The 11,528-nt window shown below is 44.1% G+C and carries 10 protein-coding genes and 1 pseudogene; 7 read left to right on the top strand and 4 right to left on the bottom strand.

What is annotated here, in order from left to right:
• Positions 1 to 18 precede the first annotated feature (18 nt).
• From AB7E14_RS13135 to AB7E14_RS13125, 3 genes are all read right to left on the bottom strand, one after another.
• The gene (locus tag AB7E14_RS13135) at positions 19 to 822 is read right to left on the bottom strand and encodes a hypothetical protein (RefSeq protein ID WP_428169589.1); all 804 of its coding nucleotides are present in this window, start codon (positions 820 to 822) and stop codon (positions 19 to 21) included.
• Between the two features lie 19 nt (positions 823 to 841).
• Entirely contained in the window at positions 842 to 1,276 is a 435-nt protein-coding gene (locus AB7E14_RS13130) for a hypothetical protein (protein ID WP_308463556.1), read from the bottom strand.
• 308 nt (positions 1,277 to 1,584) lie between these two features.
• Positions 1,585 to 2,886: a hypothetical protein gene (locus AB7E14_RS13125; RefSeq protein WP_428169588.1), complete on the bottom strand. Its 1,302-nt coding sequence runs from the start codon at positions 2,884 to 2,886 to the stop codon at positions 1,585 to 1,587.
• A 385-nt stretch (positions 2,887 to 3,271) separates the two neighbouring features.
• Between AB7E14_RS13125 and AB7E14_RS13120 the strand changes: the two genes are divergently transcribed.
• The 4 genes from AB7E14_RS13120 (at position 3,272) to AB7E14_RS13105 (ending at position 6,690) form a co-directional block, all read left to right on the top strand.
• Entirely contained in the window at positions 3,272 to 3,478 is a 207-nt protein-coding gene (locus AB7E14_RS13120; RefSeq protein ID WP_104445995.1) for a helix-turn-helix transcriptional regulator, read from the top strand.
• Between the two features lie 249 nt (positions 3,479 to 3,727).
• Complete coding sequence (locus AB7E14_RS13115; RefSeq protein ID WP_428169587.1) at positions 3,728 to 4,771, top strand: YagK/YfjJ domain-containing protein; 1,044 nt, start codon at positions 3,728 to 3,730, stop codon at positions 4,769 to 4,771.
• Between the two features lie 211 nt (positions 4,772 to 4,982).
• A complete protein-coding gene (locus tag AB7E14_RS13110) occupies positions 4,983 to 6,002 on the top strand; it encodes an IS110 family transposase (protein ID WP_428169586.1) in 1,020 nt (339 codons plus the stop codon).
• A 277-nt stretch (positions 6,003 to 6,279) separates the two neighbouring features.
• Positions 6,280 to 6,690 carry a hypothetical protein gene (locus tag AB7E14_RS13105; protein ID WP_428169585.1) on the top strand — a complete coding sequence of 137 codons (411 nt, stop codon included), beginning with the start codon at positions 6,280 to 6,282 and terminating at the stop codon, positions 6,688 to 6,690.
• A 49-nt stretch (positions 6,691 to 6,739) separates the two neighbouring features.
• Here AB7E14_RS13105 and AB7E14_RS13100 read toward each other — a convergent pair whose 3' ends face one another.
• Positions 6,740 to 7,951 (bottom strand): toll/interleukin-1 receptor domain-containing protein, encoded by a 1,212-nt coding sequence (locus tag AB7E14_RS13100; RefSeq protein WP_428169584.1) that lies wholly within the window; start codon positions 7,949 to 7,951, stop codon positions 6,740 to 6,742.
• Here AB7E14_RS13100 and AB7E14_RS13095 point away from each other — a divergent pair.
• From AB7E14_RS13095 to AB7E14_RS13085, 3 genes and pseudogenes are all read left to right on the top strand, one after another.
• Positions 7,931 to 9,637, top strand: coding sequence for a type I restriction-modification system subunit M (locus AB7E14_RS13095; protein ID WP_428169583.1), 1,707 nt, complete (start codon positions 7,931 to 7,933; stop codon positions 9,635 to 9,637). The two genes, AB7E14_RS13100 and AB7E14_RS13095, sit on opposite strands and share 21 nt — an antisense overlap.
• On the top strand, positions 9,627 to 11,015 hold the full coding sequence (locus tag AB7E14_RS13090) for a restriction endonuclease subunit S (protein ID WP_428169582.1): 1,389 nt from the start codon (positions 9,627 to 9,629) through the stop codon (positions 11,013 to 11,015). The genes AB7E14_RS13095 and AB7E14_RS13090 overlap by 11 nt, the downstream gene beginning before the upstream one ends.
• Positions 11,008 to 11,528 (top strand): annotated as a pseudogene (locus AB7E14_RS13085) (DUF4268 domain-containing protein); the annotation flags it as partial. The gene AB7E14_RS13090 and the pseudogene AB7E14_RS13085, both read left to right, overlap by 8 nt.

The raw sequence follows: 11,528 nt of genomic DNA, 5'->3' as shown, positions 1-11,528 counted from the left end.
TATGCACGGAACACACCTCTACTTATAGCCATTAGGGAGCCACTGGCCCTGTTTGCGGATATCAGTAATAATGCCCCCCTCTTTGACAGAAATGGTACGCCAGCCGGGGTCTTTGCTGGATGCACTCCCATAGGTGTACCCGACAGTCATTGTCAGGTTTTCGCCTGAAGTTGTGGTGAGATCAGCCTCATACTTAGCTTCGGTATTTTGTTTGCGAATAAAACGCACGGTGTTGATTGCAGAACAGCGAATACTGCTTTTCGCATATTCAAAGGAATTGTTAGCCATTTGGCATCCGTCGTTTTTAATTTCATCCGTCAGGTTTGCAGAAGCATTAAAGTTCTTAGGCGCAGGGGCAAATTTAGCCATGTCGTTTCGCATAGTCGGTGGATCTGTTTGAAAAACAAGATAAACAGGACAATCTGATTTGCCTACTTCACACGCTTTTGCCACGTAATCACGTACTGGCCATCCAGCATTACCGAAATATTCCGCACCACTTTCATCTTTGCATTGTGACCAGGTAGCTTTTTTCCCCATCATAATGCCGTCTACCAGCACACAGGTGACGGCTTTTACAGGCTTACCATCCCACCGGACTGCATCAAAAGGCTGAATGCCTGTATGGTTCACGTCAAGCGTGTAGGCCTGTGGATTCCTGGCTAGTCGATCATTCGCCTGTTTTAGCTGGCTACTGCCTTCTTGGGTCAGGAAAAATGTATAACGTTCGGGATGTATATCTCCGTGAATTGTCAATGCAGAAGATATAGATGGAATAAGCAGAGCGACTGAACTGAGCGATAAAACAATTAATTTATGCATTATATTCCCCTTTGATTAATTAGTGATTAATACAGTCTTGCCATGAGGTATCGGCCAGCGCTTCATTCAGCCCTTTAGCACTGAATTTTTTAGAGATAGCTGAATTCATAGAGGTGATTTTTATTACGTCTTTTTCACTTGTTGCTTTTAGTGCAGTAAAGGCCGTTTCATCCAGAGAATGATTTGTACCGTTAACGCTGATGCCCGGTTCTGCAAGTCCTGTCAGGGAAGAAACGCGGTAGTCTTCTGCGGGAACGCTATAAGCAACAGCTAACTTTCCGCTTGTACAGGTTAGTGTGAGCACTTCACCTGAGTTGTTTTGGGTATTGATTTCAAACTCCATCGCACTGATGTTACCGAACCAGTTCCCCCATTGCTGGTCCTGGATAACGGCGTGTGCAGTGGTACTGAATAAAGCAGCGCTGAAAAGCAAGGTAGAGGTAGTCTTCAACATAGTTGTTCCTTTGTGAGTGTTTTATAAACGAAAAATGGTCTTCAGCTGGACAAAAGTCCATCTGATCGTATGCATTTGAGAGGGGATGAGATAATCGTTAATACAGATCGGTTTTAAGAAATCGATCGGTATTATCTATGGTGATACCAATCAATAATTAGAAATTAATAGAATTCATCTATCATTTATTTGATATCGATCGGCACAACAGATCGGTGTATTGAGGCACAACAGCATACTTAGCTGTTGTGCCTCAATAAGATGATATAGGCATGAAAAATAATAGGATGCTGACAGAGAGAATATGCTTACTTGATGTTTTTCTTATCCTTGATTTTACTCGCCGTTTTCACTATTGCGTCAAAACTGTCACTTACCATGCTTATCATCTGGTATGGAAAAGTATTTTTCAGGGAGGAAGGCTGCAAATATTTAATTACTATTCCACGGGGATTTATACCTTTTGGGCTACTCCCTGGTTGAGTTGGCTTCATAACTTTAACATTCTCATTTTTATAATTTTGATATGCTTCACCTGGTTCCACAATGCTCCCTATGTCATGTTCACTGTGCAGAGGCTGTGCTAAATCAGGGTTGAATTGATGAGTATTATTCTCAGACAAGAAATCCTTATAACCGTCCAGCCCTGGTCCCGAAGTTACAGATTTTGCTACACCATTTTCTTTTTCAGTTCCGTAGCGTTTTGATAACTTATTCTTTTTAGATGCAGCTGAAAGCCTGTACTTATGTAGTCCCCATGCTTTTTTGAATCGCTGAATAAATAAATCATCTTTTACGAATTTAAAAATATATGAAAATTTTACAGCCATGTATTTCTCATAAGCACCTGAGGGTCTTAATGCGGAAAGCATGTTACTGTTAGTTTCAGATGGAACATTTAAATAATCAGAATATGTGCCATCCGGATTTTTTCTTTTACCACGCATGTTACTCCTGTCTTTTTGTATGTATTCCCAAGCCCAATCACATTTCTTTTTCTCTTTTGGAGTCAGTGGAAAGTTATTACTTAAATAATAAAGATCGTCCCACTTATTTCGAATGTGATGCATCAAATTGAGTTTGTTTCTCAGAGTGGTAGGTGCGCGATCAAAAAAATCCTCAATTGCAACCATTCGTTCTTTATTATCCACAGGATAGGGATTTATCAGTAATCTCTTATACAAAAAGTCATGTCTGGCAGCAGTGTAATCAGTATTTCTTATTTTCCCGGCAATCTCAGGAATAAGTTGTAACTCACTGTTTGAGTCATGAACCATAGTTTTTATATACAACCATAAAAAATAGCATGCATCAGGAGATTTTTTTATCCATGAAAACTCAGCAGGGGGTAATTGAAGTGATTTAAAGTAATTAAAAGATGTGGAGTAAATCCCCTTAACAATTTTGTCCTTGATCAGTAAGAGGGCTTGATTAACAGCACTTGATGCGATTTCAACATTACTTCCAAATATATCACCTTCATTATAAACGCTTTTTGACGATCCTAACGTGCTAATAAGAACCGCAATATCTTTAGCGGAGAGATACCAAAGAAACAATCTGAGATCTCTTTTGTTCTTTATATTGACATAGTGAAGTGAGCTTTCCACAAATCCTTTCCTGTAAAGCACTAGAACTTAGTTTCTGGTCAGTATACGACTCGTGATTTCAGTAGTCAAAAAAGTAGAAAAATAATAGTTAAAAATGTAGTAGTTAAACAGCGCGAATCCAGCATTATAACTGACCTTAACAAGGTGTTTCACTACTGAAAAAATCATAAAATCACACTAGTTCGCACCATCAAAGTGGTACTCAACGGATAGTGTAAAGAATGCTGGTTTGACGGCAGGTAACAGACAGGATGTATCAATTAAAAAAACAGACGTATATGCAGAAGCAACACATAGACAGAAAAATGTAAAACGATACATATGCGACCTATGACATGAAAGGATGCCGCCCGGTGTCCTCCTGTTACATTCCCGGAGTCCTCTCATGAACACCATTGATATTCACAGCGACCAGATGGTTGATATGGCATTTATTGTTCGTTTTACTGGTATGACTGATAAATGGTTTTATAAATTAATTCAGGAAGGAAAGTTCCCGAAACCAATTAAAATGGGGCGCAGTTCTCGCTGGTTGGAAAGTGAAGTAGTCATGTGGTTTAAAGAGAAAATTAACGAATCCCGCATTGAGTAAACTTACTCTTTTATCCTAAAACAATAATCACTAACTTTATACATACCTTTTAGTCTATCAAGGCTTACGCTTCCTGGATAAATGCCTTATTTTAATTAAGGTTCTTATTTTATTGGTGTTATCATTATTCACCCATCAGACATACCACCAGTAAAGCAATAGGAATGTTCCTGTGTGTATAAGTACATTTTAATCCTTAAAGCCACAATCACTTCGATGTATTGTGGTTATATTACGAATGTGAAAAAGATGAGCGAAATAGAGGGTATCTTCCAGAACTGTGCTGAGATTCATAACGAAAAGAATTCAATAATAATGTCTGTAACAGACAACAGCATTAATATTGAAAAACTCCACCACACTTATGTGTTACTGAAAAAGATAATACGTAAAAAAACCTTCCCCTTTAGCATCTTGCTTAATAACTTAGGATACAAACAAACCAGTCGAACTATTGATGTTTTGGAGGTTATGCATCTGCTTGACCAGATACCTGATATGTTCCTGCAATTTCGTAAACTTCATCCACTAATCACCCGTTTCCAGCAAACGCTAAGCCGGTACGATTTTTATTGCAGAGTTTATAACGGTGCCATCACCAGGGTTGATTCGACGAATACTGCCGTGATGCTGAATAAGCTGGTAAGTGAATATCGTGACGAGGTGAATAAATCTGCTTTTAAACAAGACCTCAGAAAATACCAAAGAAATTCAATGAAGAATCTGAAAGGGGTGATGAATTATATTCAACATCTTTTTACCCGGCATGCAAGACTGTTGGTAATACGTCTGGACCTGGCCTGGGGAAAAGCACATTCAGGCAGCATTACCCCTGAAATAGCGAAACAACAGCGTCAGCAATTGCTGCGTAACATGAAACGAAACCGAATATTCAGACACGTTTTGGGCACGGTATGGAAACTGGAATATGGGCCTGACAGAGGCTTCCATTACCACACCTTATTCTTCCTTGACGGCAATAAATCCCGCTGTGGGATCAATATCTGCGAGCAGTTTGGCAAATACTGGGTTTCGGTTATTACAGAAGGGAAAGGCACGTACTTCAACTGTAATGTCAGACCTGAACGTTATGAGAAATCTGGCGTCGGGATGGTTAAGTATGACGACATCCTGAAGCAGGAAGGGCTACAACGTGCTGTGAACTATCTAACCAAAATAGATACCTTTGCACGCCTGGCGTTACCCGGCAACGTAAGAACTTTTGGACGAAGTGAAATTAAAGCATGCAACCTAAAGGGCAGGCGTGGACGGAGACGCGCTCAGCCATCGTAACCCCTTCCTGCACTAGCGCATGATACCTGTGTTTCTCGCAGGCATTTTTCATTTTCCAGGAGAATGAGATGAACGCCCCCCACTCTTTAAATGCGGAGCCTAATGATGGTTGAAAGCGTGAAGTCGGCAGGTGTGGAGCCTCGCAGATTTTCGGCATCATAGTGCCCAATACGGGATGCATAAAGCTCCCTCAGACTGGAGACTCCACAGCATGAAATATACACCGGTTGGCGTTGATATCGCAAAACATCTGATTCAGGTTCACTTCATCAATGAGCACACCGGGGAAATGGTGGATAAACAGATACGCAGTAAGGACTTTCTGGCCTTTTTCAGTAACCAGGAACCCTGCCTGATTGGTATGGAGGCCTGTGGAGGTTCTCAACACTGGGCTCGTGAACTGGAAAAGCTGAGTCACAAGGTGCGTCTGATGCCAGGTCGGTTCGTCAAGGCGTTCGTTATGGGTAACAAAAATGACGTGATGGATGCACGGGCTATCTGGATGGCGGTACAGCAACCCGGCAAGGAAATCGCGGTTAAGACGGAAGAGCAGCAGGCGGTGCTGGTTCAGCATCGTTCACGCAGACAGCTTGTGAAGTTCAGAACCGCGCAGATTAATGCCCTGCACGGGACGTTGCTGGAGTTCGGCGAAACCATCCACAAAGGTCGGGCAGCGATGGACAGAGAGCTACCGGCCGCCCTGGAACGGATGAAGGCGAAGCTGCCACCGTATCTCATCACCGTGCTGGAAGACCAGCATAACAGGCTGAAGGAGCTGGACTCGCTGATAGATGGCCTTGAAAAACAGCTTAACAGTGTGGCGCGGCAGAATGAAACCTGTAAGCGGCTGATGGAAATCCCCGGCATCGGACCGTTAATAGCCACGGCAGCCATCGCCACAATGGGAGAAGCATCAGCATTTAAATCTGGTCGGGAGTTCGCTGCTTACGTTGGCCTGGTGCCAAAGCAGACTGGCTCCGGAGGAAAAGTGCGTCTGCTGGGGATAAGCAAGCGTGGTGACACTTATCTGCGGACGCTGTTTATCCATGGCGCACGGGCAGCAGCACTGCTGACAAAAGAGCCTGGACCATGGATAACCGAACTGAAAAAGCGGCGTCCGATGGGTGTGGCCATCGTGGCGATGGCGAACAAGCTGGCGCGAACAGTGTGGGCAATAGCAGCCCACGAGCGTAAATACGATAAAAATCATGTCAGTATCAGGCCTTATTAATCGCTGATACCGATAAACATTAACTCTTAATACAAGGGTGAATGCTGAAAGGTTGCTCTGGCGACCCGAGTGATGACAAAGACGGTAAGACCGTGACCTGAGAAACCTGAATAATTTACTGGACATAAAGTCCGCCAGGAGAATAAGGACCAGGTCAGCGAATCTCATAGCGGCCCGCAGCTCTGACTGCAATAAGGCCGGATACAGAGCTGCAACTACTCGTCAATGTTATAACAACGGAAGCCTTGCAAACGGGGAGGCGTTCATACAGTTAATTATGTATAAACCTGTCTATGTGCCTTTTGCTGTTACACAACATGGCGAAAGGGTCGAACCGAAAACGGCGACACAAGACGATTACGATACTCTGCTCTGCGAATTCTGTAGGCTGAAAATCAGCGTGGTTATTGACGAACTTACTGGTGTAAAAAGTTTTGTTCATACGCCACTGCGACTGGATGCGACAATGCGACTTACAACATGCCCCTACAACAAAACTGCAAGCAAGTTCGGCGATGGGCAGAAAGCAGAATACGGTCCCTTACCGCCAGTAAAACCCCGCCAACCTCCCCGCAATACAACGATACAAAACTGGCAGTGTTGCTGGTGCCATCTCTGTTGGAATGGTGAAAAAGTATGTCCGCAATGTGGCGAATGGATTTATACGCTTGAAGATAATCATTTATAAAAATGGTCAAAGGGGGCGTTAAGAACTGCGGAATAACGCCCTGGCTATGCTAACGAGCGCGTTGTTTTATTGGCTCAAAAAACATATCCCATAGATGCTCAGCCATACCTTCGTTAGTGAGCAAAGTATCCCTTGAGTATCCAGCACTAAACACTCCCATTGATGGGCGAAAACCAAGGATCTGGCCGTTATTGTCAATGGTTAAAATTTCATTGTAAGCATTGCCAATTACGCCATCCTGGCTATAACCGATATCACCCATCCCCATATTTCGTCCGCTATTACGCCAGATTGCACATTGACCGACTTTGCTCCCACCCATGTAGATCGCACAAGTGAAGGCGTCTGCGTCACGCTTATGAAAATCGATATCTAATCCAGCATGGCGTTTTTTGAGTTCAGCCAGCGATCCTTCAAAATAACGGGCGACATATTCAAAACCAGCACGGCAGGCACGATCCTTATCAAGATCGGTAAAACGCTTTGGCAGCGAAAGATTGCTGGAGCGAGGAGCCCAAACGGTATCCGTTGCCTGGAGCATTGGGTTCTCTGGTGCAGGGGCATAAGTACTCTGCTGTGGTTTCTTCGCTTCCATATTAGCAATAGCGCGGGAGACTGCGTTGACGACCTGAACGTAGCCTTCATCATGGCTGGCAAACTTGGTTATGGGTTTACCATCAATTGTCGCTGCCATAATGCTGCCGAACGGTAACTGATGCCAGGCACACTCTCTTAAGATCACAGGAATGACAACAGCTTCCCCCCGTTTATGCCGCTCCAACGCATTGGCCATCTCTACTTGGTAACAATAATCAGAAGCGATAAAGTCACTGCTGACCAGCAGCAGGATGATATTTGCCTGCGAAAAGTAGTGGTCTATTTGGTTCTCAAACTCTTGCCCAGGAATGATACAACGATCGTGCCATGTGGTGATCTTGCCCATGCGCTTCAGAGGCGACAGATGCTTCTCAAGCTCATTGCGTAGCGCTTCGTCTGCATGAGAATAGGAAAAACGAGAGTGGTCATAGCGCGTAAGATGCTCCGGTAGGGAAATGGAAAATACCGTTATTTTGCGCCGATAAGTGTAAAAGAGTAATCCCCCTTTGCCACAAGGTATTGATGCGGAAATCAGCCCTACATCTTGGTATCGCTCTGACGTCAGGGTATGATCATTGGCAATTTCCCCGATTTTACACAACCTGGACATCCAACCAGGCATAAATGATTTTTTGAGGTTTTGATGGACAACGCTGAACAGCAATTTCTGAACGATCTGGATACTAAATTCTGGAAAGCCGCAGACAAGCTACGCGCCAATATGGACGCGGCCAACTACAAGCATGTGGTTCTGGGGCTTATCTTTCTGAAGTATGTTTCAGATGCCTTTGACACTCGTCAGAAGGAACTGAGAGGGCTGTTTGAAGACAAGTCCAACCCGGACAACATTTACGCGCTTTCTCGTGATGATTACGACACGGAAGAGGATTACCAGCAGGCGATCGAAGAAGAACTGGAAGTTCAGGACTATTACACCGAGAAAAACGTTTTCTGGGTGCCTAAGCTGGCTCGCTGGGAAACGCTTAAAACCAATGCTGCACTACCAGTAGGAACCATTCTGGGGAAAGACGATAGCGGCAAAGATATCGTCATGACGTCAGTATCGAAGCTGGTTGATATAGCTCTGGATACTATCGAAAACAGTAACCCTAAACTAAAAAACATCCTTAACCGTATCGGCCACTATCAGCTTGGTAATGACCTGTTAATCAGCCTGATTAACGTTTTCTCCGATACCAGTTTCAGCGAACCTAAATACAATGGCGTGAAGCTCAATTTGAAGAGCAAAGATATTCTCGGCCACGTTTACGAATACTTCCTTGGTCAGTTTGCGCTGGCGGAAGGCAAACAGGGCGGCCAGTATTACACGCCGAAAAGCATCGTTACGCTGATTGTTGAAATGCTCCAGCCCTACAATGGCCGCGTGTATGACCCGGCGATGGGGTCTGGTGGGTTCTTTGTTTCCAGCGATCGCTTTATTGAAGCACACGCTGATGAAAAGCATTACAACGCCGCCGAGCAAAAGCGTAACATCTCCGTTTATGGGCAGGAGTCCAACCCTACCACCTGGCGTCTGGCTGCGATGAATATGGTGATTCGCGGTATTGATTTTAACTTCGGTAAACAGAACGCCGATACGTTCCTGAACGATCAGCACCCGGATTTGCGTGCTGATTTTGTTATGGCTAACCCACCTTTCAATATGAAAGAGTGGTGGAGCAAAACGCTGGAAGAGGATGCTCGCTGGAAATACGGCACCCCGCCGCAGGGTAACGCCAACTTTGCATGGATGCAGCACATGATCCACCATCTGGCCCCGAAAGGTTCAATGGCGCTGTTGCTGGCGAACGGTTCGATGAGTTCCAATACCAACAGTGAAGGCGAAATCCGCCGGGCGATTATTGAGGCAGATCTAGTGGAATGTATGGTAGCGCTGCCTGGGCAACTGTTTACCAATACGCAAATCCCGGCCTGTATCTGGCTACTGACCAAAGATAAATCGGGTGGTAACGGCAAAGCGCACCGTAAAGGGGAAGTGTTGTTTATCGATGCTCGCCAGATTGGCTTTATGAAAGATCGCGTATTACGCGACTTTTCGTCGGATGATATCCGCAAGATTGCAGATACCTTCCATGCCTGGCAGACAGATAAAGAATATGAAGATGAAGCAGGCTTCTGCTTTGCAGCCACACTGGACGATATAAAGAGAAATGATTTTGTTCTGACCCCTGGGCGCTATGTTGGTGCTGCCGAGCGGGAAGTAGATGATGAACCGTTTGCGGAGAAAATGGCGCGACTGACAATGCTGCTTAAAGAGCAATTGGCAGAGAGTGCCAAGCTGGAAGCACAGATTAAGGCGAGTTTGGAGGGGATGGGTTATGAGATATAAAACCTACTGTTTCGGCGATCTTGTAGAAAAATGGATTGATAATAGAGGGAAAACACCGCCACTTTCAGAAAGCGGTATTCCGTTACTGGAAGTCAAGCATTTGCCTGAATCCAATCTTTATCCAAAGATTGTTGGTACCAAATTTGTCGATAAAGAAACTTACAATTCTTGGTTCAGGGCTTATCTTGAACCAAACGATATTCTCTTTTCAACAGTTGGGACGACTGCAAGAGTTGTAATGACTCCCCCCACTGAAACGGTGGCAATTGCTCAAAATATATTAGGCATTAGGTTTAAAAAGGATCTTGTTGACCCATGGTTCATGTTTTATTACATGAGAGGAAAGCAGTTTCAGCATGACATTGAAGCTAGACTCGTTACTACTGTCCAAGCGAGTATAAAACGTGCAGATATGGTAGGCATACCAATAACAGTCCCGCAACTAGATGCTCAAAAGGAACTTGTACATCGAGTGATTAATCTCGATCATAAAATCCAACTAAATCAGGATATAAATCAAACTCTCGAACAAATGGCGCAAGCCCTGTTCAAAAACTGGTTTGTCGATTTTGAACCAGTTAAAGTCAAAATTGCGGTATTAGAAGCCGGTGGCTCGCAGGAAGATGCTACTCTTGCTGCCATGATGTCAATTTCTGGAAAGAAAGCAAATTCTTTGGCTGTATTTAAGCAGGCTTATCCTGAAAAATATACTGAACTCAAGGCTACAGCAGAATATTTTCCGTCTGCAATGCAGAACATTGAATCTGTTAAAATACCTGAAGGTTGGCATTTAGTTCCATTAAGTAATATTGCCGCCTTCGCATCTGGGAAAATCAATGTATCTGAGTTAAACAACGATATATATCTCTCTACTGAAAATATGCTTGGTAACAAAATGGGGATAGAGCGCGCTACATCACTACCTTCATCTAATACCACACCATCTTTTAATCCTGGACACATTTTAATTTCAAATATACGGCCTTATTTTAAAAAAATATGGCTTGCCCGATTTTCAGGGGGACGTTCTCCGGATGTTTTAGCTTTCGAACATAAAAAAAATATCACAGCCGAATATTTATACAATATTCTTTACCAAGACTCATTTTTTGACTTTATGATGCAAACGTCAAAAGGTGTGAAGATGCCCAGAGGGGACAAAACAGCCATAATGGGATGGACATGCATAGAGCCTGATACACGATTAGTTAAAATTTTCTCAAATAAAGTAAAAGAGTTTTATTCTTATATTGAAAGCCATAATAGAGAGAATACCCAGCTTTCACAGTTACGCGATACCCTACTCCCCAAACTCCTCTCCGGCGAAATCACCCTACCGGAAGCCGAGGAAATAGCCAAGGAAGCTGACTATGTTTAAAGTCGATCAGCCCAGCAATAGCCTGCAGCCTCTTCAGGAAACCACCTTCAATAACGCGGGTTTCACCGAGCGCTACCACTTACAGGAATGGCTGGCAAAACACCCACAGGCGCTGACCCGCAGCAGCGATGACGAACTACTTATCATTCAGAAAGAGTTTGCCGGGTTCGACGACACCAAAGAGCGGCTTGATCTACTGGCGATCGACAAGGACGGTAATCTGGTGATCATCGAGAATAAGCTCGACGATTCCGGGCGCGATGTCGTCTGGCAGGCGCTGAAGTACGCGGGTTACTGCGCGAATCTGCGCAAAGAACACATTGTTGAGATCTTCCAGCGTTACCTTGATCAGAACGAACCAGAAGAAACGCGTCCTGCGGCTGACGTGCTGGCTGAATTTCTTGAGCACGATAGCCTGGAAGAGTTGCAAATTAACCAGAATCGTTCACAGCGCATTATGATGGTCGCAGCAAATTTCCGCAAAGAAGCAACTAATACTGCACTCTGGTTAAT

It is taken from the genome of Citrobacter sp. (assembly GCF_050252275.1).
GTDB lineage: Bacteria > Pseudomonadota > Gammaproteobacteria > Enterobacterales > Enterobacteriaceae > Citrobacter_A > Citrobacter_A amalonaticus.
Note: the sequence above shows the minus strand (reverse complement) of the source record. Positions and strands in the feature narration are given on the sequence as shown.

Excerpts from the sequence above, each read along its gene's own strand:
- AB7E14_RS13115 (WP_428169587.1), top strand. The coding sequence starts at position 3,728 with ATGAGCGAAATAGAGGGTATCTTCCAGAACTGTGCTGAGATTCATAAC.
- AB7E14_RS13120 (WP_104445995.1), top strand. The coding sequence starts at position 3,272 with ATGAACACCATTGATATTCACAGCGACCAGATGGTTGATATGGCATTT.
- AB7E14_RS13110 (WP_428169586.1), top strand. The coding sequence starts at position 4,983 with ATGAAATATACACCGGTTGGCGTTGATATCGCAAAACATCTGATTCAG.
- AB7E14_RS13095 (WP_428169583.1), top strand. The coding sequence starts at position 7,931 with ATGGACAACGCTGAACAGCAATTTCTGAACGATCTGGATACTAAATTC.
- AB7E14_RS13130 (WP_308463556.1), bottom strand. The coding sequence starts at position 1,276 with ATGTTGAAGACTACCTCTACCTTGCTTTTCAGCGCTGCTTTATTCAGT.
- AB7E14_RS13135 (WP_428169589.1), bottom strand. The coding sequence starts at position 822 with ATGCATAAATTAATTGTTTTATCGCTCAGTTCAGTCGCTCTGCTTATT.
- AB7E14_RS13090 (WP_428169582.1), top strand. The coding sequence starts at position 9,627 with ATGAGATATAAAACCTACTGTTTCGGCGATCTTGTAGAAAAATGGATT.
- AB7E14_RS13105 (WP_428169585.1), top strand. The coding sequence starts at position 6,280 with ATGTATAAACCTGTCTATGTGCCTTTTGCTGTTACACAACATGGCGAA.